We start from the raw sequence: 25,974 nt of genomic DNA, 5'->3' as shown, positions 1-25,974 counted from the left end.
CGGCCCGAGCCCCACTCAGTCCTCCAGCTGGGGGCCGGGCCAGAGACCGACCCGGTGGCGTTCGCCCCTGAGACGCCACCGGGTCCTCCTCATCCGCCACGAAGGAGCGCCCCGATGTCCACCACCCGCGCGATCCGCACCGTCACGGCCGCCGTCGCCGGCGTGGTCGCGCTCGGGGTGGTCGCCGTCGTGGCGTCGTCGCACCACGCGGGTGCCGCCAAGACCACCCGGGCGGGCACCCTCCAGGTCGTCGCCGCGGCCGGGGAAGTCGCCGCACCCAAGCCGACCCAGGACGCGCCCTGGGCCGCTGCCGACGGCATCCGGGCGCTCGCGCCGGGGGAGCTGCGGACCGTCGAGGTGACGGTGACGAACCCGGGCAGCACGGCATACCGGGTGCTCGAGCTCACCGCCACGCCCCGTGACACCGGCACGGACTGCCGGGCCGACCGGTCCCTGGTCGTGAGCTCCTACCGCTCGGACCGGACCGGCGCGCCCACCTACGTGGTGCCGCGCGGGTCCAGCATCCGCATCCCGGTGACGGTCATGCGGTTGGCGCTGCCGGGGCAGGACAGCTGCCGCGACGCGACCTTCCCGCTGACCCTCACGGGGGTGGTCAGCCCGGGTCGCGCGGCCACGAACGCCGGTTGACGGGGGTCCCGGGAGGGCGGAGGCCCTGGGCAGGGCGCAGGGCCTGTGCCCAGGGCCTTCGCTCGCGGGCCGCCCCGGACCGGCGCGCCGACCCTGAACCAGCCAGCCGGACGCCGCGAACAAACCGGTACGGCGGTGTCGGCACCCGGCGGCATACTGTCGCGGTGCCCGAAGCCGTGCCCACGACCGCCGACGTCCACGCCGTCCAGCGGCGCACCGTCACCACACTCGTCGGCACCCAGGTGCTCGTCGGGGTCGGCGTCTCGGCCGGTGCCGCCGTCGGCGCGCTGCTCGCGGAGCAGACCAGCGGCTCGGCCGACCTCGCGGGTCTGGGCGGCACGTTCCAGGTGCTCGGCGGCGCCCTCGTCGCGATCCCGATGGCGCACGTCATGGCCGCCCGCGGCCGCCGCTGGGGCATGCTAGCCGGCTACGGGCTGGGGATCCTCGGCGCCGTGACGATCATCGTGGCGGCGGCGCTGCGCAGCTTCCCGCTCCTGTTGCTCGGCACCACCCTCTTCGGCGGCGCCAACGCCGCCAACAGCCAGGCCCGCTACGTCGCGGCCGACCTCGCCGACGAGCACCGCCGCGGCCGCGACCTGTCGATCGTCGTGTGGGCGACGACCGTCGGCGCGGTCTTCGGGCCCAACCTCGCCGGGCCGGGTGAGCCGGTCGCGCGCTTCCTCGGCGTCCCCTCACTCGCCGGCCCCTACGTCTTCTCCCTCGGCGGCCTGCTGCTCGGCGCCCTGGTCATCCTGCTGCGGCTGCGCCCCGACCCCCTGCTCCTGGCCCGTCAGGTCGAGGCCGCCCGCGCGACCGAGCCGCTCGAGCGCCAGCACGGGTCGGTCTGGCGAGGCCTGCGCACCCTCGGCGCCTACCCCGGTGCCCTGCTCGGCGTCATCACGATGGCGATCGGGCACACCGTCATGGTCAGTGTCATGGTGATGACCCCGCTCCACATGCACCACGGCGGAGCCGACCTGCAGGTCATCGGGCTGGTCATCAGTGCCCACGTGCTCGGCATGTTCGCGTTCTCGCCGGTGGTCGGGTTCGCCGTCGACCGGTGGGGCGGCCGCGCGACGGCGCTCGCGGGCGCAGCCATCCTCGTCGCCGCCGGCGTGCTCGCCGCGCAGGCGCCCACCGGCTGGTCGCCGGGGCTCGCGGTGGGCCTGTTCCTGCTGGGGCTGGGCTGGTCGTTCACCCTCGTCAGCGGGTCGACCCTCGTGGTGCGGGCGGTGCCGCTGAGCGAGCGCGCCGGGGCGCAGGGCGCCTCCGACCTCGCCATGGGTCTGGCCGCCGGTGGCGGGGGTGCGCTCGCCGGCGTCGTCGTCGGGCAGCTCGGGTATGCCGTGCTCGGCACCCTCGCGGCGTGCCTCGCCGGGGCCGTCGGGGTGGCCGCCCTGCTCCTGCGGCCGACCGATCTGGAGCGGGTCTCGCCGCCACCGGTGTTGCCCGGCGAAGTGGACAGCGAGGTTGGTTAGCCTGCACGGGTGAGTCAGCCCACCGAGCCCCAGGACGCCGACCCCCGCGACGCCGACCCCCGCGGGGAGAGGGTCGCGGCGGCGGTCCGCACCTGGCAGCGGCACCTCGTCGACCTCGGTGGTCGCAACACCCTGCTCTGGTACCGCGACCTGCCCAGCGGCACCCTCGACCTCACCACCGCCCATCCCGGCGGGCTCGCCATGCTGCTCGCCGGGCGCCCGACCCGGCTGTCCGACCTCGTCCGCGAGCCGGTCGCGCTCGACGAGGCGCGCCGCCGGGCGCGGACCATCCGGGCCAAGACCCTCGAGCTCGCGGAGGAGCGCGGCATCGCGGCCGGGTTCATCGCCATCGGCATGGCGTCGTGGACCGTCCGCGGCGCGAACCGGCCCCCGGCCGCGCCCGTGCTGCTGCGGTCGTGCGTGCTCAAGCCGACGGGCGCCGCGCGCGAGGACTTCGACATCGACCTCGGCCCGGACGTCGAGCTCAACCCCGTCCTGGAGCACTACCTGCGCTCGGAGCAGGGGCTCGAGCTCGACACCGGTTCGCTGGAGGACCTGGCCACGGCAGGCGACGCCTTCGACCCGTACCCGGTCTACGAGGAGCTGGGGCGGCTGTGCGCCTCGGTCCCCGACTTCTCCATCACCCCGCGGCTGGTCGTCGGCACCTTCTCCTACGCCAAGCTGCCCATGGTCGCCGACCTGGCCGCGCAGGGCCCGTCGCTCGCCGACCACGACGTCGTGGCGGCGCTGGCCGGCGACCCGGGCGCGCTGCGTACGGTCCGCACGGCCGTCCCTGACTCGCCGGCCGACGCCGACCCCTCGCACGAGCTGCTGATCCTCGACGCCGACTCCACCCAGCAGGCGGCGATCGACGCCGTCCGCTCCGGCGCGCACCTGGTCATCAAAGGCCCGCCCGGCACCGGCAAGTCCCAGACCATCGCCAACCTCATCGCCTCGCTCGCCGGTGAGGGCAAGCGCGTGCTGTTCGTCGCCGAGAAGCGCGCGGCCATCGACGCGGTGCTCTCCCGGCTCGACGGGGTGGGCCTGTCCGACCTCGTCCTCGACGCCTACGACGGCGCGGTCAACAAGCGGCGGCTGGCCCGCGAGCTCGGTGACGCGCTCGAGCGCTCCACCCAGACGCGCGACCCCGACACCGGCGAGCTCGAGCGCGCGCTCGTCGACCGGCGCACGCGCCTCGTCGAGCACGCGGCCGCCCTGCACGAGGTCCGCCAGCCGTGGGGCGTCTCGGTCTACCAGGCGCAGCAGGCCATCACGGGGCTGACCGGTCGCGAGCACCCGCCGACCTCGCGGGTGCGCGTGCGTGGCGACCAGCTCGCCGGGCTCTCCCGCCAGCGGGTCGACGAGCTCGGCCGGCAGCTCACCGAGGCAGCCTCGCTCGGCGCGTGGTCGACCCGCGAGGGCGAGGACCCCTGGTTCGGCGCGCGCGTCGAGACCCAGGAGGACGCCGTCCGGGCCCGCGACATCACCAGCCGCCTCAGCGAGGGCGGGCTCGACGAGCTCGAGCGGACCATGCAGGAGGTCTTCGCCGAGGTGAGCCTGCCGCAGGCCCAGCGCGCGCGGGACTGGGGCGCGGTGCTCGAGTCCGTCGGCCGGGTCCGCGACACGCTCGAGGTGTTCCGGCCGGAGGTCTTCGACATCCCGCTCGGCGAGCTGGTTTCCGCGACCGGGTCCGCGCAGTACCGCCGCGACCACGACGTCGACCTCGGCGCGTGGTCGCGCTGGCGGCTGCGCCGGCAGGCGCGCGCGCTGCTGCGCCCCGGCCCGCCGCCCGCCGACCTGCACGCCGCGCTCGCCGACGCCCAGGTCCAGCGGACCGCGTGGCAGCAGATGGCCGGCGCCGGTGGGCGCCCCGAGATCCCGATCGACCTCGACCGTGCGCGAGCCGCGTATGCCGCCGTGGCCGCCGACCTCACGTGGCTCGGCGAGCGGCTGGCCACCACCGCGGCCGGGGGAGCCCTCCTCGACACCGACCTGCCGGCTCTGCGGGAGCGGCTGACCACGCTCGCCGCGGCGCCCGAGCGGCTCGCGGTCGTGCCGCAGGTGCTCGGGGCGCTCGACGCCCTGCGCGCCGCGGGCATGGGCCCGCTGGTCGACGACCTCGCCGCGCGCGGGGTCGAGGCCGACGACGTGGCCGCCGAGCTCGAGTTCGTCTGGTGGACCTCGCTGTCGGAGGACCTCACCGTGCGCGACCCGCGCTACGGCGCCCACGACGGTGCCCAGCTCCAGCGGGTCGCCCGCGAGTACGTCGCCGCCGACCACGCGCACCTGCGCGCCAGCGCCGAGCGGGTCAAGGCGGGGGCCGGGCGGCGGCTGCGCGAGGTGCTGGCCGACCACCCCGAGCAGGAGTCGCTGGTCCGGGCGGAGGCGGGCAAGTCCCGTCGCCACCGGCCGCTGCGCGACCTGCTGCCCCGCGCCGGCGAGACGCTCACCGCGGTCAAGCCGGCCTGGGCCATGTCGCCGCTGGTCGTGGCCTCGGTGCTGCCGCCGGGGCGCTGGTTCGACGTGGTGATCTTCGACGAGGCCTCGCAGATCCCGCCCGCTCAGGCCGTCTCGGCGATCTCCCGTGCCCACCAGGTCGTCGTCGCCGGCGACGAGCGCCAGCTGCCCCCGACGTCGTTCTTCACCTCCGCCGTCGACGAGGAGGCCGCGGGCTCGCCCGAGACCGAGACGCTGACCGAGGGCTTCGAGTCGGTGCTCGACGTGCTCACGGCCGCCCTGCCGACCCGCCGCCTGGCGTGGCACTACCGGTCGCTCGACGAGCGGCTCATCGCCTTCGCCAACCGCGAGATGTACGACGGCTCGCTCGTCACCTTCCCCGGCACGGGCACCGACCCCGTCGTCCGGCTCGAGGCCGTCGAGGGAGCCGGCGTCGTCTCGCCCGGCGAGGAGGCCATCGAGTCGACCGAGGCGGAGGTCGAGCGGGTCGTCGAGCTCGTGCTCGAGCATGCCCGCACCCGTCCGTGGGAGTCCCTCGGCGTCATCGCCCTCGGCATCAAGCACGCCGCCCGCATCGACGACGCCCTGCGACGCGCCCTCGCGGGCGACGCGGCCGCCGGAGTCGGCGACTTCTTCGACGAGGACCGGCCGGAGCGATTCTTCGTCAAGAACCTCGAGCGGGTCCAGGGCGACGAGCGCGACGCGATCATCCTCGCCGTCGGTTACGGCAAGACCCCGCACGGCCGGGTGCTGCACCGGTTCGGGCCGCTCAACCTCGAGGGCGGCGAGCGTCGCCTCAACGTCGCCATCACCCGCTCGCGTCGCCGGATGACCGTGGTCTCCTCGCTCGTCGCGGGTGACCTGGACCCGGCGCGGCTCAAGGCGCGCGGCGCCATGATGCTGCGGGACTTCCTCGCGTATGCCGCTGACGGCTCCCTCCCCGGGTCCGCCGCCGGCGGTGCTGCCGCCGACGGTGCCGCCGCGGCCGCCCCGCCCGGGAACGGCGCGCGTGCGGCGACGGCCGCCGGTTCCGGCGACCACGACCGCCCGGACGCGGTCGTCGCCGAGTTCGCCCAGCGGCTGCGCGCCAGCGGGCTCGTGGTGCACGAGCGCTACGGGGTCGCCGGCCAGCCGATCGACCTCGCCGTCGAGCACCCCGACCGGCCGGGCACCGTCCTCGTCGCCGTGGAGACCGACGGCCCGGGGTATGCCGCGATGCCCAGCACCCGTGACCGTGACCGGCTGCGGGGCGAGCAGCTCGGGCGCCTCGGCTGGATGCACGTGCGGGTCTGGTCGACGGACATCTTCCGCGACCCGGCGCGGGACGTCGCCCGGGTGCACGCCGCGGTGCAGCAGGCCGCGGCCGCCCGCGCCGAGGCAGAGGCGCAGCAGGCCCGACCGGCCCCGGCTCGCGACGCGGGACGAGCCGACTCCGGTGGGACGGAGGGGCGGGACGCCGGACGCGCCGACGCCGCACCCGCCGCCGCCGGACCGGCCGACCCGGGCGTGGGGGACGGCCAGGCTCCGGTGGAGGATGGAGCCGTGGACGAGATGCAGGAGCCCGAGCGCGAGCCGGAGTTCGTGCCGACGCCGGACGAGGGCGCCCGGACGCGGCGCGTCCGGGGTCGGAAGAGGCGTCCGCCGGAGCAGACCAAGGACGACACCGACGCGGGCTGGGGCGAGTACTCCGACCGCGCCGCCCACGACCGGTGGCTCGAGGAGCAGCGCCCGCCGCACTGGGGCAGAGACTGACGCGGGCGGCAGGTGCCTCCACCGGCGGCACACGACCCTGCCTGGCGAGAGCCGACGGGACATGACGACGGCGCCGGCCCTTCAGGGTCCGGCGCCGTCGGCCTACGTCTCGGGGGAGTGTCAGATCCGCCGGGTCAGGGCGTCGCGGATCTCGCGGAGCAGGACGACCTGCTCGTCGGGAGCGGCGTCCTCCTCGGCCTTGGCGTAGCGCGCCTTGACGGCCTCGTACGGCTTGACGATGAAGAAGTAGACGACGGCCGCCATGATCAGGAACGCCACCAGCGCCGTGAGGAAGGGACCCACCGACACCAGGCCGCCCGGCTGCCACTTGTCGAAGTTGGGTGCGCCCCCGGCCTTGGCCAGGAGCTCGATGATGACCTTGGTGAAGGACGTGACCACGGCTGCGAAGGCCGCGCCGATGATGAAGGCAACGGCAAGCTCGATGAGGTTGCCCCGCATGATGAAGTCCTTGAAACCCTTCATGGGCCCCCGACCTTTCGCTCTGGAGTGAAAGCCTGACCTCTGCACCGTAGCGACCGAAGTGCCCGATCTCGCGGCGGAACACCGGGTGGCGCCGGGACGACGAGCTCAGGGGTCGCGCCTCAGCGCCCCCTCAACACCACTTGGAGAGCGGCCCGGCCCGAGGCGTCGAGCGGCGCGGCGGTGATCGCACGCGCGGTGTTGTCGTCGGCTGCCACGACCAACCCGGGGCCCTCGAGCGCGTACCCACCCGAGGAGCCCTGGCCCTGGATCACCGACCCGAAGTCGGTCCGCAGCGGCCGTTCCACCCGCAGCACCAACACGTCCCGCGCCACCACGCGGTCGGCCCCGAGCAGGTCGATCCGGTCGCCCGACGTCACCATCGACACTGCACCGTCGTCGGCCACCGTGACGTGGACGGCGACCTCGCCCGCGGGACGTCCCGCCAGCAGCGAGTGCGCGTTGAACCGGGACTGGTTCACCGTCTCGCCGAGCCCGACCGGGGAGGCGAGCGGTCGTCCGACGACCTCGGCGAGGTCCTGGGCGGCGCCCGGCGGGACCAGCCGCCGGGGCCACGCGACGAGCCGCACCGAGGCAGCGGTTACGACCTCGCCGACGGCGAGCGGCCGGGAGGCGACGACGACCGGGACGACGGGCTCGCCCGGCTGGCGGGCGATCGAGACGACGCCGACCACAGCGGCCGCGGCGCAGGCGGCTGCCACGCCCCGACGCAGGACCCTGCGACGCCACTCGCGTCGGCGACCGGGACCGCGCACCCAGGCGGTCACGGCGGCCAGCGGCGACGTCGGCACGGCTGCGGCCTCAGCCCGGCAGGGCGAACGGCAGCTCGATGCCGTCGAGCGCTCGACGGCACGGACAGGTCGCCTCGGCGTCGGGCTCGGGCGCAGGGAGGGCGGCCAGCGCGGACCGCAGGACGGTCTTGAGGCCCTCGACGTTCTTCGCGAAGACGGCGAGCACCTCCTCGTGGGTGACCGCGTCACCGCCGTCGACCCCGGCGTCGAGGTCGGTGACCAGCGCCACCGTGGTGAAGCACATCGCCAGCTCGCGGGCGATCGCGGCCTCCGGCATGGCGGTCATGCCCACGATCGACCAGCCCGCGGCCTGGTGCCAGGCGGACTCGGCCTTGGAGGAGAAGCGGGGTCCGTTGACCACGACCAGGGTGCCGTCCTCGACGACCGGCAGCCCGGCGCGCTCCGCCGACTCGATCGCGACCGCCCGGCCCCGCGGGCAGTAGGGGTCGGCGAACGAGACGTGGACGACCGGGCCCTCCTCGGCATACACGGTGTGGTCGCGGCCCCACGTGCGGTCCACGACCTGGTCGGGGACCACGACCGTGCCGGGGCCGTTCTCGGCCTTCAGCGAGCCGACCGCGCACGGCGCGAGCACCTGGCGCACGCCGACCGAGCGCAGTGCCCAGAGGTTGGCGCGGTAGTTGACCCGGTGCGGGGGGAACCGGTGGCCCTGGCCGTGCCGGGCGAGGAACGCGACCCGCCGGCCGTCGACCTCACCGATGACGACGTCGTCGCTCGGGTCGCCGAACGGGGTCGTCACCCGGACGCGCTCGGCGCCCTCGAAGAACTCGTAGAAGCCGGAGCCGCCGATGAGCCCGAGGTCGGCCCCTCCGTCGGGCACGGGGGAGGAAGTCATGGCGGCAGCCTACGCACGGGCCGCGAGCACCCGGCATCCGCGCAGCAGGCCTGTGAACGAGGTGCTGCGACGCCCGCGCCTGTGGACAGGCGCGGGCGCAGGTGGTGCGGCGTCAGGCGGCGGAGCCGTCCGCGGCAGCGCTCCTGGTCGAGCTCGACGACGACTCCGACTTCGAGCTGCCGGAGTCCGACGAGCTCGACGCGGGCACGGACGAGGACGACCCGCTGCGCGAGTCGGTGCGGTAGAAGCCGCCACCCTTGAAGACGACCCCGACGGCGTTGAACACCTTGCGCAGCTTCCCGTCGCACTCCGGGCAGACGGTCAGCGAGTCGTCGCTGAAGGACTGCACGATGTCGAAGCGGTGGTCGCACTCGGTGCAGGCGTAGGCGTACGTCGGCACGGTTCCTCCTGGACGGTCACAGGCCACGCGCCCCCGCGCGGTCTGGCACTCGATCGGTTCGAGTGCCAACTATAAGGCCCAGAGCGCCCTACTTCTTCCCGTCGAGGGTCCGGGCGGCCCGCAGGCCGGACCACCAGCGGCCGCGGGCCTCGCGACCGTCGGCCTGCTCCCGGCCGCCCTTCTCGCTCCAGCCGGCGAGGCGCCCGTACGTGCTCACGGCCCGGACGCGCTTCTCGGCCCGCGCCCGGCTCGCGGCCGTGGCCACGATGAGCAGCTGGTCGCCGCGGCGGATCACCGTGTTCGACGCGGGGACGAACCCCTCCCCGCCGCGGACGACGAGGGTCACGTTCGCCCCCTCGGGCAGCCGCAGCTCGAAGACGTCGACGCCGTGCAGCCTGGACGCGGGCCCGACGGTCACCTGGATCACCTCGGCGCCGAGCTCCTCCAGGGGCGTCGCCTCCACGGCGAGGTCCAGGGTGCTGTGGTCCTCCACGATCCCGAGGCGCTGGGCCACCCACGGCAGGGTCGGGCCCTGGACGAGGGTGAAGATGACGACGAGCACGAAGACCAGCTCGAAGATCCAGTCGACGCCGCGGGCCCCCATCGTCGCCGGGACGGTGGCGAGCACGACCGGGACGGCCCCGCGCAGCCCGGCCCACGAGAGGAACACCTGGTCGCGCCACCCCAGCCGGAACGGCGCGACCGACACCAGCACCGACAGCGGCCGGGCGACGAGCAGCAGGACGAGGCCGATCACGATCGCCGGCAGCACCTGGCTCCACATGTGACCGGGGGCGGCGAGCAGGCCGAGGAGCACGAAGAGCCCGATCTGGGCCAGCCAGCCGAGCGCGGTCGAGAGCCCCTGCACCGCCGGCCGGTGGGGGAGCTGGAGGTTGCCCAGCAGCAGGGCCGCCAGGTAGCAGGCGATGAAGCCGCTGGTGTGCACGCTGGCGGCCGCGGCATACGCGAGCACCGTCAGGGCCACGACCCCGAGGCTGAACAGGCCCGAGGACCCGGACGCGGCGCGGCGCATGAACTGCGCGCCCAGCCACCCCACCGCGAGGCCGATCGCCGCGCCGACCGTCAGCTCGAACACGGCCAGCCCGAGCAGGTGCCACCACGGGTCGGCACCGGCCGGGTCGGCGCTGCGGGCGGCGAGGGCCGTCACGAGGATGACCACGGGCGCGTCGTTGAAGCCGGACTCCGCCTCGAGCATCCCGGTGACCCGGCGTGGCAGCGGCACCCGGCGCAGCACGGAGAACACGGCGGCGGCGTCGGTGGAGGACAGGATCGCGCCGACGAGCAGGGCGGTGTCCCAGTCGAGGTGCAGGACGAACCGGGCGGCCAGGGCGACCACGACCACCGAGACCATCACGCCGACGGTCGACAGGACCGCCGCGGGCGCCACCGCCCGGCGGATGCCCTCCCAGCGGGTGCTGAGGCCGCCCTCGCTGAGGATGAGGATCAGCGCCGAGTAGCCGAGGACCTGTGTCAGCTCGCCGGAGTCGAACCGGATGCCGAAGCCGGCCTCGCCGATGACCAGCCCGATCCCGAGGTAGAGCAGCAGCGACGGCAGCCCCGACTTGGTCGACAACCGGACCGCCGCGACCGAGACGAGGAGCACGACCGAACCCACCAGGAGGGCGGGGGTCAGCTCGTGCAGCGTGAACGCCGCACCGGCGCTGGACAATCCGAACGGCACGGCCTGTCCCCTCCCTTCCCCTCGTGGCGGTGCGGATAGTCTCGCAGGGTGCCCCGCCTGAAACTCCTCCGCCGTGTCGCCGTCGCGCTGGCGGCCCTGCTGGTCGTCGTGATCGGCATCGTGGCGGTCCTGGCCGTGACCTGGGTCCGGCGTCCGTTCCCCGTGACCGACGGGCAGGTCCAGGTGCCGGGCCTGACCGGCAAGGTGACCGTGGTCCGCGGCGACCACGGCATCCCGCAGATCTACGCGGACTCCTCCGAGGACCTGTTCAAGGCAGAGGGGTTCGTCCACGCGCAGGACCGCTTCTTCGAGATGGACCTGCGCCGGCACATCACGGCCGGCCGCCTCGCCGAGCTCGTCGGCGAGGGCGGGGTCGAGACCGACCGCGTCGTGCGCACGCTGGGCTGGCGCCGCACCGCCGAGGCCGAGCTGCCGACCCTCAAGCCGGAGACCCGCCGCTACCTGCAGGCCTACGCCGACGGCGTCAACGCCTACATCCACCAGGCCGGCTCGCCGTCGAAGATGTCGCTGGAGTACGTCGTCCTGGGGCAGAAGGTGCCCGACTACCGGGTCGAGGACTGGACGCCGGCCGACTCCTTGGCCTGGCTCAAGGCCATGGCCTGGGACCTGCGTGGCGACTACTCCGCCGAGCTGATGCGGGCGCGGCTCGCCAGCACCATGCCGATGAGCCAGATCGACGAGCTGTGGCCGCCGTACCAGTACGCCACCAACAAGCCGATCCTCTCCGCCCAGGACTGGTCGCCGGGCACGGCCGCCCCCACCACCTCCAGCGCCGGGTCCGCCGTCCCCACCGTGGGCGCGAAGGCCGGGACCGCGTCGAAGTCCGGCACCGCGCCGCAGACCGGCGCCGCGTCCACGACGGGCACCGCGCCGACGAAGGCCGGCGTCGCGCCGGCCGGTTCGCAGCTGCCCGGTCCCGGGAACAAGCAGGTGCAGCAGGCGTATGCCGCGGTGTCGCGGGCGCTCGCCGCGGTGCCCCAGACGCTCGGCCGGGGTGACGGCATCGGGTCCAACTCGTGGGTCGTCTCGGGCAGCCGGACCACGACGGGCAAGCCGCTGCTGGCCAACGACCCGCACCTCGGCGTCAGCGTGCCCGGCATCTGGTACCAGGTCGGCCTGCACTGCCGGTCGGTCGGCCCGAGCTGCCCGTTCGACGTGGCCGGCTACTCCTTCTCCGGCCTGCCGGGCGTCGTCATCGGCCACAACCAGTCCATCGCGTGGGGCTTCACCAACCTCGGGCCCGACGTCAGCGACTTCTTCCTCGAGCAGGTCAAGGGCCGCACCTACCTGCGCGACGGCAAGCAGGTGCCGCTCACCATGCGCACCGAGACGATCAAGGTCGGCGGCGGGGGAGAGCAGACGATCACCGTCCGCTCCACGGTCCACGGGCCGATCCTCTCCGACGCGATCAAGGGCGTGGACCAGGCCGGCGACTCGCCGCCGGTCAACGGGCGGCGCAGCCCGGGCGCCTACGAGGTCGCCCTGGACTGGACCGGCCTGAAGGTCGGCCAGACCGCCGACGCCATCTTCGGGCTCAACACCGCGCAGGACTTCCAGCAGTTCCGCGCGGCGGCCAAGGACTTCGCCGTCCCGGCGCAGAACCTCATCTACGCCGACACCAAGGGCAACATCGGCTACCAGGCGCCGGGTGCGATCCCGATCCGCAGCCGCTACATGGACGCCGCGCCCGGGTACTGGATCCGCCCGGGCTGGGTCTCCTCGTGGGACTGGAAGGGCTGGGTCCCCTTCGACGAGATGCCGTGGACGTACAACCCCAGCGAGGGCTACCTCGTCACGGCGAACCAGGCCGTCACCGCCAGCGGGACGCCGTTCCTGACCACCGAGTGGGACTACGGCTACCGGGCGCAGCGCATCCGCGACCTGCTCGGCAAGGACGACAAGGTCAGCCCCGCCGACATGGCGCGGATCCAGATGGACACGCGCAACCAGTTCGCGCCGACCCTGGTCAAGGCGCTGCTCGACATCGACCTCGGGCACGACGACTTCACCAAGCAGGCGCAGGACCTGCTGCGCGGGTGGAACTTCAGCCAGCCGGCCGACGACAGCGACTCGGCCGCCGCGGCCGCCTACTACAACGCCGTGTGGGCCAAGCTGCTCGACCTGACCTTCAACGACGAGCTGCCGCGTGACCTGCGGGCCGACGGCGGTGACCAGTGGATGGCGGCCATGGCCTCGCTGCTGTCGCAGAAGGGCACCTCGGCCTGGTGGGACGACAAGCGCACCGCGGGCATCACCGAGGGCAAGTCCGAGATCCTGCGTCGCGCGCTCGTCGAGGCGCGGCTGGAGCTGACCCGTCAGCTCGGCAAGGACCCGTCGGACTGGAAGTGGGGCCGGCTGCACCAGCTGACCCTGCGCCACCAGGTGCTCGGCGGCGACGACGTGCCCGGCATCGTCCGGTCGATCTTCAACCTCTCGCCCAAGGAGATGCCCGGCGGCTCGGCCATCGTCGACGCCAACGGCTGGAACGCCGCGTGCACGACGGTGCAGCCCCCGGACGAGTGCTTCAAGAACGGCGCGTACGACGTCGACTGGGCGCCCTCGATGCGGATGGTCGTCGACCTGTCCGACCTCGACCGGTCGCGCTGGGTCAACCAGACCGGCAACAGCGGCCACGCCTGGAACGACCACTACGACGACCAGACCGACGCCTGGGTCAAGGGCGAGCTGTTCGACTGGCCGTTCACCCGCAAGGCCGTGGACGCCGCCGGCGGCGACACGCTGACCCTGGTGCCGGCACCCAACTCCAACTGACCTGCCCCGGTCGGTCGGTCAGTTGCCCAGGCGGACCAGGCCCTGCTCGGCGGTGAGGGCCGCGTCGACCGGGTGGTCGTGCGGCTCGGCCGGCAGGGCCTCGTCGAGCACCTCCCACGGGTGGACGAGGGCGACGGTCCGGGCGGCGGTGCGCGACAGGGCGCGGTCGTAGCAGCCCTTGCCGCGCCCGAGCCGGGTGCCGTGGCGGTCGACCGCCTGCGCGGGCAGGAACACCACCCGGGCGTCCGCGACGGCATCGCGGCCCAGCAGCCGGTCGTCCCCGGCCTCGCGCCAGTCCAGGTCCCAGTCCGGCAGCGTCACCGGGACCATGACGCGGATGCCCCGCGCCGCGAGGGCGCCGATGAGGGACTCCGTGGGTGGCTCGCTCGCCAGAGACTCGTATGCCGCGACCCAGTCCCCGGGACCCAGCCCCTCGGCATACGCCACCTCGAGGGCGCCGAGCTCGAGGGACTCGGCGTCCTTGGCCCGGTCCCGCCCGGGCACGCGTTCGCGCCGCAGCGCCGCGAGGCGGCGGCGCTCGGCGTCCTTGGTCGCACCAGCCATGCCCTGATCGTCGCACTAGGGTGGCTGGCATGAGCCAATCTGGTCTGGCAGCGGCCGTGGAGCGGCTGGAGGAGCGCGGGGTCGACGAGCGCGCGATCCGTGTCTTCTCCCACTACTACGAGCAGCTCGAGCAGGGGACGACCGGCCTGATCGCCGAGTCGGACATCGAGCCGCTGAGCGAGGTGACCTCGCTCGAGCAGCTGCAGGCGACCGAGGACGAGCGGCGTGAGGCGCTGTCGCGGACGGCGGTGGTCAAGCTCAACGGCGGGCTCGGGACGAGCATGGGCCTCTCCGGCCCGAAGTCGCTGCTGGAGGTCCGCGACGGCCGCACGTTCCTCGACGTCATCGCCCGCCAGGTGCTGGCGCTGCGCGAGGAGTACGGCGTCGAGGTGCCGCTGCTGCTCATGAACTCGTTCCGCACCCGGGAGGCGTCGCTCGAGGCACTGGCGGCCTACCCCGAGCTCGAGGTCGAGGGGCTGCCGCTGGACTTCCTGCAGAACGCCGAGCCGAAGCTGCGGGCCGACGACCTCACCCCCGTCGAGTGGCCCGACGACCCCGAGCTCGAGTGGTGCCCGCCCGGCCACGGTGACGTCTACGTCGCGATGCTGGCCAGTGGGGTGCTGCAGGCGTTGCGGGACAAGGGCTTCCGCTACGTCTTCCTCTCGAACTCCGACAACCTGGGCGCGACCTGCGACCCGACCGTGCCGGTGTGGATGGCCAAGGAGGGCATCCCGTACGTGTCGGAGGTGTGCGACCGCACCGCCAACGACCGCAAGGGCGGCCACCTGGCGATCCGCCGCTCCGACGGCCGCATCGTGCTGCGCGAGCGGTCGATGGTGTCGGAGGAGGACGACCGCTGGTTCCAGGACACCGAGCGCCACCCGCTGTTCCACGCCAACAACCTGTGGGTCGACCTCGACGCGCTCGAGGCCAAGCTCACCGAGAGCGACGGCGTGCTCGGCCTGCCGATCATCGTCAACCGCAAGACCGTGGACCCCAGCCGCAAGGACTCGACGCCGGTCATCCAGGTCGAGTCGGCGATGGGAACGGCGATCGAGGTGTTCGCCGGGTCGCGCGCCCTGCGGATCCCGCGCAGCCGGTTCCGGCCGGTGAAGACGACGAACGAGCTGCTGCTGCTGCGCTCGGACCTGTTCGCGTTCGACGAGCTGTCCCGGGTGGTGGCGCAGAGCGACCGGCGTGACCCGCGCGTGGACCTCGACGACCACTACACGCTGATCGGCGACTTCGACGAGCGGTTCCCGGCCGGGGCGCCGTCGCTGGTCGAGTGCACGTCGCTCGTCGTGCACGGTGACGTGACGTTCGGCGCGGGCGTGCGCTGCGTGGGCGACGTCGTGGTCGAGGCGGACGAGCCGCGGACCATCGCCGACGACACCGTCCTGCACGACAGCCTCGAGGAGTCGCCGGCGGAGGTCGGCCGGTGATCTCGGTCGAGCAGCACCTGTCGCGGATCATGGGCACCGTCAAGGTCATCCGCCCGTTCGAGCTCGGGGTGCTCGATGCGCAGGGGTGCGTCCTGGCCGAGGACATCACCGCCCGCGGCTCGCTGCCCGGCTTCACCAACTCCGCGATGGACGGGTATGCCGTGCACGCCGCCGACGTGGCGTCGGCGACCCCGGAGGACCCGGTCGTCCTGCCCGTCGTCAACGACATCGCGGCCGGCAACACCCACGCGCTGTCCCTCGCCCAGGGCCAGACGATGCGCATCATGACCGGCGCGCCGATGCCGCGCGGGGCCGACGCGGTCGTCCCCGTGGAGGCCACCGACGGCGGCGTCGTCCGGGTGCAGGTGCGCCAGCGGTCCGTCGTCGGCCAGCACGTCCGCGAGGCCGGCGAGGACGTCGAGGCGGGGGACGTCGTGCTCCGGCGCGGGACGCTGCTCGGGCCGGGACAGATCGCCCTGCTGGCGGCGGCCGGCATCGCCCGGCTCAAGGTGGTGCCGCGACCGCGGGTCGTCGTGCTGTCGACGGGGGACGAGCTGGTGCAGGTCGGGTTGACCCCGGGCTTCGGGCAGATCGTCGACTCCAACTCGGTGATGATCTCGGCGGCGGTCACGGCCGTGGGGGCGACGCCCTTCCGCGTCGGGGGAGTCAAGGACGACGCCCGCGAGCTGATGGACACCCTCGAGGGCCAGCTGGTCCGGGCCGACGCGATCATCACGACGGGCGGGGTGTCGATGGGCGCGTTCGACACGGTCAAGGAGGTGCTGTCGCGCGTCGGCACCGTGCAGTTCGACAAGGTCGCGATGCGCCCGGGGATGCCCCAGGGGTTCGGGCTGCTCGGCGACGAGCAGGTGCCGGTGTTCACCCTGCCCGGCAACCCGGTCAGCGCCCTGGTGTCCTTCCACGTCTTCGTCGCGCCTGCGCTGCGGGCGATGGCCGGTCGGCCCGAGCCGTCCTACCCGCCGGGCTACGTGCCGGCCGTGGCGTCCGAGCCGTTCACCTCGGTGCCCGGGAAGATGGAGTTCCTGCGGGTCGTCCTCGACGGCGACTCCGCCCGGCTGGCCGGCGGGCAGGGCTCGCACATGCTCGGCGCCCTGGCCGCGGCCGACGCCCTGGCCGTGATCCCCGAGGACGTCACCTCCGTGCAGGCGGGCGACGCGATCGAGTGCCTGCCGCTGCTCGGCCGGGAGGGGCTGTGACGTCCGGGGACGGCAGCGCGCGTTCCGGGCTGACCCACGTGCGCGCCGACGGGTCGGCCCACATGGTCGACGTCTCGGCCAAGGCGGTGACGGCCCGCTCGGCCAGCGCGGCCGGCCGGGTGCTGCTCTCCGCGGCTGCCGTGGCGGCGCTGAGGGACGGGGAGGTGCCCAAGGGCGACGCGCTCGCCGTGGCGCGGATCGCCGGCATCCAGGCGGTCAAGCGCACCCCCGAGCTCATCCCGCTCGCCCACCCCATCGCCGTGCACGCCGTCGAGGTGGACCTGTCCGTGGCCGACGACGGAGTCGACATCGTGGCGACGGTGCGCACCGCCGACCGCACGGGCATCGAGATGGAGGCCCTGACCGCGGTCGCCGTCGGCGCCCTGGCCCTCATCGACATGGTCAAGGCCGTGGACAAGCACGCGCGGATCACCGACGTGCGGGTCACCGCGAAGTCCGGGGGCCGCTCGGGCGACTGGGTGGAGGGGCCGTGAGCGAGCAGGCGGCCATGCCGCTCGGGCGCGCAGTCGTCATCACGTGCTCGACCCGCGCGGCCGGCGGCGTCTACCCCGACCGCGGCGGCCCGCTGGTCGTCGAGGCGTTGCGGCAGTGGGGTTTCGAGGTGGCGGACCCGACGGTCGTGCCCGACGGTCCCGAGGTCGCCGAGGCGCTCTCGGCGGCCCTGTCGTCCGGCGCCGACGTGGTCGTCACCACCGGGGGCACGGGACTGTCGCCCACCGACGGCACACCGGAGGCCACCCGCGCGGTCCTCGACCGCGAGGTGCCGGGCATCGCCGAGGCCATCCGGGCGGCCGGCGTCGCCAAGGGCGTGCCGACGGCGATGCTGTCCCGCGGGGTCGCCGGCCTGGCCGGTCGGACGCTGGTCGTGAACCTCCCGGGCTCGAGCGGCGGGGTCCGCGACGCGCTCGAGGTGCTCGAGCCCGTGGTGCGGCACGCCGTGTCGCAGGTCCGGGGCGGCGACCACTGATGTCCCGGTCGGCCTGGCCGATCGAACTGCACGGCCAGACGCCCGGCGGCCGGGCGCTCGTGCTCGACGCCCTGCGCCGCCGGGACAAGGACGAGTGGATCGAGGTTCGCTCCCGCAACCGCAACTGGCTCGGGCCCTGGGAGGCGACCTCGCCCGAGGCCGAGCCGCAACGGGTGTCCTTCGCCGGACTGGTCCGTCACTACAACGGCGAGGCCCGGGCCGGGCGGATGGTGCCGCTGACGATCCGGCTCGACGGCCGGCTCGTGGGGCAGGTCGTCCTCTTCGGGATCGCCTGGGGGTCGCTGCTGTCGGCGGCTGCGGGGTACTGGGTCGACGAGCGGGTCGCCGGCGCCGGCGTCGCGCCGACGGCCCTGGCGCTCGCGGGCGACCATGCCATGCAGACCATGGGACTGCACCGGGTCGAGGTGAACATCCGCCCGGAGAACGCGCGCAGCCTCGCGGTCGTGCGCAAGCTGGGGTTCCGCGACGAGGGGACGCGCGCGGCATACCTGCACATCTCGGGGTCCTGGCGCGACCACCGGACCTTCGCGCTGACCACCGAGGACCTGGGTGGGCACAGCCTCCTCGAGCGGTACCTGGAGCGGATTCACACTGATCACATCCGCCACATTGGCGACACACCGCCCCACCTCCCCGGAGGGGAGCCGAGCGAGACCTAACGTCTTCTCCGTGCAGCCAGGCGGTCTCAGCAGTCTCATCTTCGTGGTCATCATCGGTGTCTGGGCTGCCTACTTCATCCAGTACTGGGTCCGTCGGCGCGAGCACCTCGCGACGGCCCAGTCGGTGGACCAGTTCTCGGAGTCGATGCGCGTCCTCGAGCGCCGCAACCCGCAGCCGGTGACGTCCGCTGCCGGCGGCTCGGACGCGCCCGCGACCACGGCCCACGCGGCATACAGCCAGCTGCTCCTGCGGCGTGCGGCCTCCTCCGCGCAGGTGCCGGCGACCTCCGGCCACTCCGACGACCACGCCGAGGCTGCAGGCGGCCCCCGCGAGGGCGAGCAGGCGGGTCGTCCTGCCGCGTCCGTCCGGCGCACCCGCGCCCTGGTCATGCTCGGGGCGCTGTCCACCGCTGTCGTCACCCTTCCCCTCCTGGCCCTGTCGCTGCTGCCGCTGTGGACGCTGCTCGTGCCGGTGCTGTCGATCGCGGGCTCATTCGGCTGGGTGCGGGCCTCGGCTCGGGCCGAGCAGCGCGCTCGCCGCGCCGCCGGCCGCCCGCAGCGGCGTGCGGTCGACGCGTCCGAGAGCTGGGCGCAGAAGCGTGCGGAGTCGCGCACACCCGTTCGCGTCCCTGCACCCGTTCGTGCCGCTGCACCCGCTGGTGTCGCTGCGACTCCTCGGGTCGAGGGCATGGAGGAGATCGAGGAGGCGGTCGAGGCCGTCGCCGGCTCACCTGTGGCCCGGGGGGCGGAGCTCTACGACGTGCAGGCGGTCGAGGCCGCCCACGCGACCCGGTCCGCGGGGCCCGTCGAGGTTGCTGCGCCGGTCGAGGAGCTCGTCGTCCCGGCTCGGCCGCTCGTCGACGAGGACGACATCCCGCTGACCTGGGACCCGGTGCCGGTCCCGCGCCCGACCTACACGATGAAGGCCCGGGTCACCCGGCCCGCACCCACCTCGGCCGACCTGGTCGGTGACGCGGACACCGAGTACGCCCCCGTCGAGGACGAGCAGCCGGTCCGTCGCGCCGCCGGCGCCTGAGCCCAACCGGGGCCCGGTGCCGACGAGGCATCTGGAGCCGACGAAGCGCCTGGGCCCGGCTGGCCCCGCCTAGCGGGAGCCCCAGACGGCGCGCGCGCCGGAGTCACCGGTGAGCACGACGATGACGACGGTGCCGACCGCGCTGACGACCACGGCCAGTCCCAGCGCCGCCCGGAGCGCCCTCGAGGTGGTCGTCCTGGGTCGACGCAGCACGAGCCACTGCAGCGTCGTGGTGGCGGCGAGGGCGATCGCCCACGGCAGGACCTGGTTGCCGTAGTTCTGGTGCTGGGCGATGAACGGCGGGTTGCCGAAGTGGCGGGCCAGGTCGCGTCCGGCACGGGTGGTCAGCGGGACGGCGAGCATGCCGACGACGGCGCCGAGCGGCACGAGGAGACCGAGCTTGCGCTGGGCCGCCGGCCAGGTGCTCACCAGGATGCCGCCGGCCGCGCTGAGCGGCAGGAGCACGACGACGAGGTGGACGAGGAGGGGGTGTGCCGGCAGGCCGTTGATCTCCATGCCGGGGGAACGTGGCACGCACGCGTTCGGTTCACCGCGACCCCTGCGCCGGGGGCAGCCAGGCCGCGGAGGTGGTGAACCACACGCGGCCCTGTCTCGTCCTTCCCAGCGCGGTGCACCACCGCGACAATCGTGGGCGAGGGTGAAGGAGAGGCGGTGGAACCGGACCAGCGGGAGACCGTGCTGCAGGGGCTGCACGACCGGCACGCCGCCGAGCTGTGGCGGTTCGCGCTGCGGCTGACCCGTGACCCGCAGGTCGCCGAGGACCTCGTGCAGGAGGCCCTGCTGCGGGCCTGGCGCGACCCGGGCCTGCTCGAGCGCCCGGACCCGCAGTCGCGGGCGTGGCTCTTCACCGTCGTGCGCCACCTCGTGGTGGACCGGTGGCGCAGCGCGGCCGCGCGGCACGAGCTCACCGGCGCCGACCTGCTCGACCCGGGGGAGGCCGACCGGACCGGCGAGGTGCTCGACCGCTGGCTGGTCGCCGACGGCCTGTCCCGCCTGTCGCGTGACCACCGCCAGGTCATCACGGCCGCCTACTACGAGGGAAGGAGCGTGGCGGAGATCGCCGCCGAGCTGCGGGTGCCCGAGGGCACCGTCAAGTCCCGCCTGCACTACGGGCTGCGAAGCCTGCGCCTGGTGCTGCAGGAGAAGGGGGTGACGGGCTCGTGACCGGCACCGACGCATACGCCGACTGGGACGCCGCCTACGTCCTGGGTGCCCTGAGCGGCCCCGAGCGCGTGGAGTACGAGGCTCACCTGGCCGGGTGCCCGCGCTGCCAGGCCGCGGTGGCCGAGCTCGCCGGAGTCCCCGGTCTGCTCGCCCAGGTGCCCCCGGGTGAGGCGTTGGCGCTGGACGAGGCCGAGGGCGGCGAGTGGCCCGAGCCGCCGTCGTCGCTCATGCCCGTACTGCCCCGCGACGGCGAGTCGGGACGGGGGCCCGGGCGGGGCTCCGTGCCGAGGTCCGCGCCGAGACCCCTGCGCGCGCTGCCGGTCACGGCCCGTGCGCCGAGGTGGGTGGCGCTCGGGCTCGCCGCCGCCGTGGTGCTCGGCGCGCTCGCGGGGTATGCCGTGTCGGCCGTTCTAGGGGACCGCTCGCCGGGCCCGGTGGCGACGGCGACCTCGACCGGTGGCGGCAGTGTGGCCGGAGGCGCCGGGGCCGCGCGACTGGCCTTCTCCCCGGTTCAGCCGTCGCTGATGACGGCGGTGGTCGACGTGGTGCCAGTCGCGTCCGGGACCGAGCTGCGGGTCGAGTGCCAGTACGCGCGGTCCTCCGCGGACTCCACCTCAGGCGCGTCGGACGGTCGGTACCCGGGTGAGGACGGCGTCGCATACGCGATCTGGGTCGTCGACCGCTCCGGGGCGGCCACGGAGCTGCACGCCTGGACCGCCCGGCCCGACCGCGTGATGCGTCCCGTGGGGCGCTCGGACCTGCCCGTCGGCCGTATCGGCGCCGTGGAGATCCGCCGCGTGACGGACGGCGCCACGGTGATGCGGGCGCGCCTGAGCTGATGTGGGTGCGGCTGTCGCCGAGGGCCTGTGCGGACGTCGTCTCGTCGGTGCTCTGCGTTGCCCCGGAGGCTGGGGCAACGCAGGGTGGGTGCCACGGCAAAGGCGCCGGTGACCGCCCGGCTCGGCAACGGTGGGCCGTTTTCTCGCCGGTGCCGGGCTGGTGTTACAGTTTCGTCCGCATCAAGGGGCTGTGGCGCAGTTGGTAGCGCGTCTCGTTCGCAATGAGAAGGTCAGGGGTTCGAATCCCCTCAGCTCCACCAAAGGACACCGGGTCTGAACTGCGGAAACGTCGCAGGATGGACACAGGGTGTTGCTATTTGACCCATTGGCTTGTGCCCCCGGTGTGGCACAAGTCGGTGGATGCACTCCATGCCTCCACATGCAGCGGCATGTGCGTCTGACTCTGCTTGACGGCGCCCGAAGGTGCGAAGGAGCGGCGTGCAAGTTCAATGGCCAGCAGCAGCCCTGGCATCGTGTCGACCCTTAACCGACACCCGCGATCCGTCGGCGAACTAGTGATGATGATCGCGAGCCGCTGCATGGCGAGCTCAGCCCAGAAGGGGCTGCCGTCCTGGCGGGGCGCGTAGGCGGCCGGCCTGCAGCGCATGGAGGAAGGCCCGATTGGCCACCCTTGCTGGACTGTGCGGGCGTGCCGCGGGTCCCGCGCCACTCACGGCATCGGGCCACTGGTCTGGGCCATCGTGTTGGGAGTCCTGCTTGCCAACGTGGCCGAGATGCTGAGGCGGGTGGCGCCCGGCGTTGCTGTCGTGGCACGCAAGGCGCTGCGCGCCGGAGTCGTCCTGCTGGGACTGCAAGTCGCCTTCCAGGACATCCTCGGGTTGGGGGGCGGCATGGTCGGCGTCATCGTCACGGTCGTGGCCGTTGGCGTGCTCTCCTCAGTGGGGCTGGGACGGGTCTTCCGGGTCGGTGCCAAACAGGCGTTGCTGATCGCGTGTGGATTCTCCATCTGCGGGGCTGCCGCGGTGGCCGCGGCCGACGGCGTCGTCGAGGCCGAGGAAGAAGAAGTCGCCACGGCCATCGGGCTTGTGGTCCTGTTCGGGTCACTGATGATTCCGGTCGTGCCACTGCTCGGACGGGCCGCTGGGCTCTCGGACACGGACGCTGGTCTGTGGGCCGGTGCTCCCATCCACGAGGTGGCGCAGGTCGTTGCGGCGGGCGGCGCCGTATCGTCCGCAGCGTTGACTGTCGCCGTCGTCGTCAAGCTCGGTCGCGTGCTGATGTTGGCTCCCACCCTCATGGCCATCAGCGTGGTGCGGCGTCTGTCCGGGCCGACACGTGGAGAGGTGATCACCAAACGTCCGCCGCTGATCCCGCTGTTCGTCCTTGGGTTCCTGGCCATGGTCGCGTTTCGGTCCACCGGATCCTGCCCACGACGGCGCTGGGACTGGCGCACCAGGCTCAGGACTTCCTGCTGGCCACGGCCATGTTCGCGCTCGGAACCGGGGTCAGGCTGGCCGCGTTCCGCTCGCTGGGATGGCGTCCGTTCGCGCTGGCGACCGCGTCCACTGTCGTCGTCGCATCGGTCGCCTTCGCGGGGGTGAGCCTTGTCGCCTGACGCCTCGCGCCGGCGGATCCGGTCCACCGCGCGGTACAAGGCTTCCCGGCTGTGGACCCGACTCGTCGGCGCTCGTGGCTTCCGTGCAGGTGCCTACCGAATCGAGTGTGAGACCGCTTGGGATCACGTGCTGCTCGAGCAGATGCTGAGGAGCAAGCCCACGTTCTGATCTTCGTGCGGTTCCTCCCGGGCGGCCCGGCGGCAGTCCCTGCAAGACCGCGAGGCGGCACCTGCCTTCAGGCGGTGCCGCGTCGCGCTGCGAGATGCCTTGTTGAGGCAAAGAGGTGGGCGGTAGCGGCCGTCCCGCCAGCGCCCTGCTGCATCCCGGCCCACGGGGGCGCCGTTACCCGCGCCGGTGGGCTTGTGCGATAGCGCTTCGCACGGGCGCGTAGTGGTCGGCTATCGCGGTCCGCAAGTCTGACTCGTCGCCCTGAGCGATGGCCTCCGCGATTGCCACGTGCAGTCTTGCTGTGAGGATGTGCGCTGGCGGTTCGGGGCGCAGGGTCGGGGCGACGATCGCCTGCACCTGCCAGAAGGCCTCCGTCAGCTGGAGGAGCAGGTCGCTGCCCAGCGGCTCCATCAGCTTGAGGTGGAACTGGCGGTCGACTTCGAGGAAGTCCTCTCCACGGTCAGCGCGCTCCACCATCTCCTGCGCCAGGTCGAGCAGTCGCGCGTGGTCGGCCCTGGTCGTGTTGTTGATGATCTGGCTGCTCAGCCCCTGTTCCAAGGTCTGGCGGACCTCGACCACTTGACCGAGCACTCGGTGGTCGTCCTCGCCGCTCAGCAGGCCACGAAATGCCAGGCTCTCCACCAGCGCAGCGAGCGACAGGCTGCCGACGAAGGTGCCGTGGCCATGGCGGACTTCGACGATGTCGAGGGCGGCCAGGGTTTTGACGGCCTCCCGAACGCTGGAGCGACTGGCCCCAATGGCCTCGCACAGCTCCGTCTCGGTCGGCAGCGGGTCACCCGGCTTCAGGCTGTTGGCGACGATGTAGTCCTTGATCCGGGCGACCACCTCCTGACGTCGCTGCCCGAATGCCACGGGGACGATCGGCGTCAGCGGAGTTTGGTCGGTCGTCATGGTTCCCCTGAAGGTGGTAGCCGTTGGTCAGACATCAGATGACAATACTGGTAGTACGCATCCGACGGTAGTGGGTCACGGGCGAGGACCAGGAGGCTGCCGAGGAACCGACCGCTTCATATCAGGCCGCCCATTGCCGGAAGACCAGTGGATGCGAGAGCAAGTTCGTGGCACCCCTTGTCTCCGGTCCCCTCCTTATGGAAGAGTCGCCCGGGATAGGACGTCAGATGTCTGATTTCGCCGCCCACCATCGTTCCGCCTGTCTTTGGAGGTTCTGAAGCATGAACACGCAGTCGCCGTCGGGCGACGTCACCTGGGCCAGCACCGGTTTCAGTCGCCGTAGTTTCCTCCAGGTCACTGGGGGACTTTCGCTGGGCGCGGTGCTCAGCGCCTCGATCGCGGCCTGCAGCGGACCTGCGTCGAGCGGAAGCATCGGCAAGGGCGCAAAGGGCAGCCACGTGGACGTGGCCATCGGCTACAACAACAACAGCAGTTGGGACCCGCACAACACCGGTTCAGCCTTCGCCATGGCAGCCCACCAGCACGTGTACGAGCCGCTCTGGGACGCCGCCCCCCGAACCCGCGAACCGTTCGCCGCGCTGGCCTCCGAACTGCCCAAGGACACCCAGGCCACCGAATGGACCGTCACACTTCGTGATGGCGCAACGTGGCACGACGGCAAGCCGGTCACTGCCGACGACGTCATCTACTCCGTCAACCGCATCCTGTCCAAGGACGCCAAGGTCCTCACCAATGCGTTCTTCGCCAGCTGGCTGACCGGCGCCACCAAGGTGGACGACCGCACGGTAAAGCTCACCCTCGCCTTCCCCTTCGCGGCAGCCCTTCAGCGGTTCTCCATCCTCAAGATCGTGCCCAAGCACCACTTCGAGTCCAAGCCCGACGACTTCTTCAAGTCGGGGGCCAACGCTCTGGGCTCCGGGCCGTACAAGGTCGCCGGCCACCAGGACACCTCATTCACCAAGTTCGCTCGCCATGACAAGTACAACGGGTCGCTGAAGCCGTCCTTCGAGACCATGCAATGGAACGTCTCGGTGGACGCGGCGGCCCGGATCGCCTTGTTGACCTCTGGGGGCGTGCAGATCTCGGACAACATCCCGCAAGCCAACATCGACGCCATCAAGGGCCGTGGGCTGACCGTGCAGGGCGTCGACAGCATGAACCTGCTGGGCCTGGCCTTCAATACGAGCAAGAAGCCGTTCGGGGACAAGCGCGTCCGGCAGGCACTGCGCATGGCCATCGACACCAAGAAGCTCATCGACGTGGCGATCGCTGGCAAGGGCACGCCTGCCACCGGCTTCCTGCATGAGGCCAGCCCCGAGTTCCACCGGGCCGCGACGCAGTACACCTACGACCCTGAGAAGGCCAAGGCCCTGCTCAAGGAGGCCGGTGTCACCAACCTCAAGCTCAGGCTGCTGTCCACGAACATCTCCTGGACCGCCATCGCGGTCAACACGATCAAGGAGTCGTGGGAGGCCATCGGCGTCGCGACGACGCTGGACGTACGGGAGACTGCCGCGTTCAACACCGCCGTCGCGGCGGGTGAGCCCGCGGACGTGTTGACCTTCTCGGGCAACCCGAACCAGTTCGGGGCGGACGCCGACCTCAACATCCGCTGGTTCTACTCCCCGTCCACCCCGTTCCTCCCGTGGAACAAGTGGGGCCAGACGCCGGAGTACAAGAAGCTCGACGCCCAGCTCGCCGCCGCCCAGCGCGAGCCCGACCAGGCCAAGCACAAGGCGTTGCTCGACCAGGCGATGGACACCATCGCGGACGAGGGTGTGATCTACCCGGTGATGCACATGCAGCTCTTCACCTCGTGGGACCCCAAGAAGCTCACGTCGGTCACGCCGCTCGATATTCCGGGCGTCAACCTGCTGAAGACCACGTCCGCGGTCTGAACAACAGGGGATGGCGCCCCTCACCCAGGGGCGCCATCCCCGTGAGCAAGACCCTGATCCCCGGAAAGG

At 72.9% G+C, this 25,974-nt stretch carries 22 protein-coding genes and 1 tRNA gene; 15 read left to right on the top strand and 8 right to left on the bottom strand.

Annotated elements, in window-relative coordinates; translation table 11 throughout:
- The first annotated feature begins 114 nt into the window (after positions 1–114).
- The 3 genes from RKE38_RS05675 to RKE38_RS05665 all read left to right on the top strand — a co-directional run bounded on the left by RKE38_RS05675 (position 115) and on the right by RKE38_RS05665 (position 6,335).
- Complete coding sequence (locus RKE38_RS05675; RefSeq protein WP_316006472.1) at positions 115–648, top strand: hypothetical protein; 534 nt, start codon at positions 115–117, stop codon at positions 646–648.
- A gap of 164 nt (positions 649–812) precedes the next feature.
- Positions 813–2,126 carry an MFS transporter gene (locus RKE38_RS05670; RefSeq protein WP_316006471.1) on the top strand — a complete coding sequence of 438 codons (1,314 nt, stop codon included), beginning with the start codon at positions 813–815 and terminating at the stop codon, positions 2,124–2,126.
- Between the two features lie 9 nt (positions 2,127–2,135).
- A complete protein-coding gene (locus tag RKE38_RS05665) occupies positions 2,136–6,335 on the top strand; it encodes an AAA domain-containing protein (RefSeq protein ID WP_316006470.1) in 4,200 nt (1,399 codons plus the stop codon).
- 120 nt (positions 6,336–6,455) lie between these two features.
- Here the strand turns inward: RKE38_RS05665 and mscL are convergent, their stop codons facing one another.
- The 5 genes from mscL to RKE38_RS05640 form a co-directional block, all read right to left on the bottom strand.
- Positions 6,456–6,818: a large conductance mechanosensitive channel protein MscL gene (gene mscL, locus RKE38_RS05660; protein WP_316006469.1), complete on the bottom strand. Its 363-nt coding sequence runs from the start codon at positions 6,816–6,818 to the stop codon at positions 6,456–6,458.
- A gap of 119 nt (positions 6,819–6,937) precedes the next feature.
- Positions 6,938–7,627: an SAF domain-containing protein gene (locus tag RKE38_RS05655; RefSeq protein ID WP_316006468.1), complete on the bottom strand. Its 690-nt coding sequence runs from the start codon at positions 7,625–7,627 to the stop codon at positions 6,938–6,940.
- 10 nt (positions 7,628–7,637) lie between these two features.
- A complete protein-coding gene (locus tag RKE38_RS05650) occupies positions 7,638–8,483 on the bottom strand; it encodes an S-methyl-5'-thioadenosine phosphorylase (protein WP_316006467.1) in 846 nt (281 codons plus the stop codon).
- 112 nt (positions 8,484–8,595) lie between these two features.
- On the bottom strand, positions 8,596–8,883 hold the full coding sequence (locus RKE38_RS05645; protein ID WP_316006466.1) for an FmdB family zinc ribbon protein: 288 nt from the start codon (positions 8,881–8,883) through the stop codon (positions 8,596–8,598).
- 88 nt (positions 8,884–8,971) lie between these two features.
- Entirely contained in the window at positions 8,972–10,585 is a 1,614-nt protein-coding gene (locus tag RKE38_RS05640) for a potassium/proton antiporter (RefSeq protein WP_316006465.1), read from the bottom strand.
- A gap of 48 nt (positions 10,586–10,633) precedes the next feature.
- Between RKE38_RS05640 and RKE38_RS05635 the strand changes: the two genes are divergently transcribed.
- The gene (locus tag RKE38_RS05635) at positions 10,634–13,378 is read left to right on the top strand and encodes a penicillin acylase family protein (RefSeq protein WP_316006464.1); all 2,745 of its coding nucleotides are present in this window, start codon (positions 10,634–10,636) and stop codon (positions 13,376–13,378) included.
- Positions 13,379–13,396: 18 nt separating this feature from the next.
- Here the strand turns inward: RKE38_RS05635 and RKE38_RS05630 are convergent, their stop codons facing one another.
- A complete protein-coding gene (locus RKE38_RS05630) occupies positions 13,397–13,942 on the bottom strand; it encodes a 5-formyltetrahydrofolate cyclo-ligase (protein WP_316006463.1) in 546 nt (181 codons plus the stop codon).
- A gap of 29 nt (positions 13,943–13,971) precedes the next feature.
- Here RKE38_RS05630 and RKE38_RS05625 point away from each other — a divergent pair, with 29 nt between their 5' ends.
- From RKE38_RS05625 to RKE38_RS05600, 6 genes are all read left to right on the top strand, one after another.
- Positions 13,972–15,384, top strand: coding sequence for a UTP--glucose-1-phosphate uridylyltransferase (locus RKE38_RS05625; protein ID WP_316006462.1), 1,413 nt, complete (start codon positions 13,972–13,974; stop codon positions 15,382–15,384).
- A complete protein-coding gene (glp, locus tag RKE38_RS05620) occupies positions 15,381–16,601 on the top strand; it encodes a gephyrin-like molybdotransferase Glp (protein ID WP_316006461.1) in 1,221 nt (406 codons plus the stop codon). The genes RKE38_RS05625 and glp overlap by 4 nt, the downstream gene beginning before the upstream one ends.
- A gap of 62 nt (positions 16,602–16,663) precedes the next feature.
- Entirely contained in the window at positions 16,664–17,095 is a 432-nt protein-coding gene (moaC, locus tag RKE38_RS05615; protein ID WP_316007603.1) for a cyclic pyranopterin monophosphate synthase MoaC, read from the top strand.
- A gap of 14 nt (positions 17,096–17,109) precedes the next feature.
- Entirely contained in the window at positions 17,110–17,589 is a 480-nt protein-coding gene (locus RKE38_RS05610) for a MogA/MoaB family molybdenum cofactor biosynthesis protein (RefSeq protein WP_316007602.1), read from the top strand.
- A complete protein-coding gene (locus tag RKE38_RS05605; protein WP_316006460.1) occupies positions 17,589–18,269 on the top strand; it encodes a GNAT family protein in 681 nt (226 codons plus the stop codon). The genes RKE38_RS05610 and RKE38_RS05605 overlap by 1 nt, the downstream gene beginning before the upstream one ends.
- Before the next feature lie 10 nt (positions 18,270–18,279).
- On the top strand, positions 18,280–19,305 hold the full coding sequence (locus tag RKE38_RS05600) for a hypothetical protein (RefSeq protein ID WP_316006459.1): 1,026 nt from the start codon (positions 18,280–18,282) through the stop codon (positions 19,303–19,305).
- Positions 19,306–19,374: 69 nt separating this feature from the next.
- On the opposite strand, the gene RKE38_RS05595 is transcribed toward RKE38_RS05600, so the two are convergent.
- Positions 19,375–19,839, bottom strand: a complete 465-nt coding sequence (locus RKE38_RS05595; RefSeq protein ID WP_316006458.1) for a DUF2231 domain-containing protein — start codon at positions 19,837–19,839, stop codon at positions 19,375–19,377.
- Between the two features lie 138 nt (positions 19,840–19,977).
- On the opposite strand from RKE38_RS05595, the gene RKE38_RS05590 reads away from it, so the two are divergent.
- From RKE38_RS05590 to RKE38_RS05575, 4 genes are all read left to right on the top strand, one after another.
- Positions 19,978–20,490, top strand: coding sequence for a sigma-70 family RNA polymerase sigma factor (locus tag RKE38_RS05590; protein ID WP_316006457.1), 513 nt, complete (start codon positions 19,978–19,980; stop codon positions 20,488–20,490).
- Positions 20,487–21,329: a zf-HC2 domain-containing protein gene (locus RKE38_RS05585; protein WP_316006456.1), complete on the top strand. Its 843-nt coding sequence runs from the start codon at positions 20,487–20,489 to the stop codon at positions 21,327–21,329. The genes RKE38_RS05590 and RKE38_RS05585 overlap by 4 nt, the downstream gene beginning before the upstream one ends.
- Before the next feature lie 184 nt (positions 21,330–21,513).
- A tRNA-Ala gene (locus RKE38_RS05580) sits at positions 21,514–21,589 on the top strand.
- 345 nt (positions 21,590–21,934) lie between these two features.
- The gene (locus tag RKE38_RS05575; RefSeq protein WP_316006455.1) at positions 21,935–22,891 is read left to right on the top strand and encodes a YeiH family protein; all 957 of its coding nucleotides are present in this window, start codon (positions 21,935–21,937) and stop codon (positions 22,889–22,891) included.
- 357 nt (positions 22,892–23,248) lie between these two features.
- Here the strand turns inward: RKE38_RS05575 and RKE38_RS05570 are convergent, their stop codons facing one another.
- On the bottom strand, positions 23,249–23,986 hold the full coding sequence (locus tag RKE38_RS05570) for a FadR/GntR family transcriptional regulator (RefSeq protein WP_316006454.1): 738 nt from the start codon (positions 23,984–23,986) through the stop codon (positions 23,249–23,251).
- Positions 23,987–24,267: 281 nt separating this feature from the next.
- On the opposite strand from RKE38_RS05570, the gene RKE38_RS05565 reads away from it, so the two are divergent.
- Complete coding sequence (locus RKE38_RS05565) at positions 24,268–25,905, top strand: ABC transporter substrate-binding protein (protein WP_316006453.1); 1,638 nt, start codon at positions 24,268–24,270, stop codon at positions 25,903–25,905.
- Positions 25,906–25,974 lie beyond the last annotated feature (69 nt).

It is taken from the genome of Phycicoccus sp. M110.8, from assembly GCF_032464895.1.
In the GTDB taxonomy this organism is placed as follows: Bacteria; Actinomycetota; Actinomycetes; order Actinomycetales; family Dermatophilaceae; genus Pedococcus.
Note: the sequence above shows the minus strand (reverse complement) of the source record. Positions and strands in the feature narration are given on the sequence as shown.

What these genes read in the sequence shown, in the direction of transcription:
- RKE38_RS05675 (WP_316006472.1), top strand. Translation starts at nt 115, where the DNA reads ATGTCCACCACCCGCGCGATCCGCACCGTCACGGCCGCCGTCGCCGGC.
- mscL (WP_316006469.1), bottom strand. Translation starts at nt 6,818, where the DNA reads ATGAAGGGTTTCAAGGACTTCATCATGCGGGGCAACCTCATCGAGCTT.
- RKE38_RS05650 (WP_316006467.1), bottom strand. Translation starts at nt 8,483, where the DNA reads ATGACTTCCTCCCCCGTGCCCGACGGAGGGGCCGACCTCGGGCTCATC.
- RKE38_RS05630 (WP_316006463.1), bottom strand. Translation starts at nt 13,942, where the DNA reads ATGGCTGGTGCGACCAAGGACGCCGAGCGCCGCCGCCTCGCGGCGCTG.
- RKE38_RS05625 (WP_316006462.1), top strand. Translation starts at nt 13,972, where the DNA reads ATGAGCCAATCTGGTCTGGCAGCGGCCGTGGAGCGGCTGGAGGAGCGC.
- moaC (WP_316007603.1), top strand. Translation starts at nt 16,664, where the DNA reads ATGGTCGACGTCTCGGCCAAGGCGGTGACGGCCCGCTCGGCCAGCGCG.
- RKE38_RS05610 (WP_316007602.1), top strand. Translation starts at nt 17,110, where the DNA reads ATGCCGCTCGGGCGCGCAGTCGTCATCACGTGCTCGACCCGCGCGGCC.
- RKE38_RS05605 (WP_316006460.1), top strand. Translation starts at nt 17,589, where the DNA reads ATGTCCCGGTCGGCCTGGCCGATCGAACTGCACGGCCAGACGCCCGGC.
- RKE38_RS05575 (WP_316006455.1), top strand. Translation starts at nt 21,935, where the DNA reads ATGGAGGAAGGCCCGATTGGCCACCCTTGCTGGACTGTGCGGGCGTGC.
- RKE38_RS05570 (WP_316006454.1), bottom strand. Translation starts at nt 23,986, where the DNA reads ATGACGACCGACCAAACTCCGCTGACGCCGATCGTCCCCGTGGCATTC.
- RKE38_RS05565 (WP_316006453.1), top strand. Translation starts at nt 24,268, where the DNA reads ATGAACACGCAGTCGCCGTCGGGCGACGTCACCTGGGCCAGCACCGGT.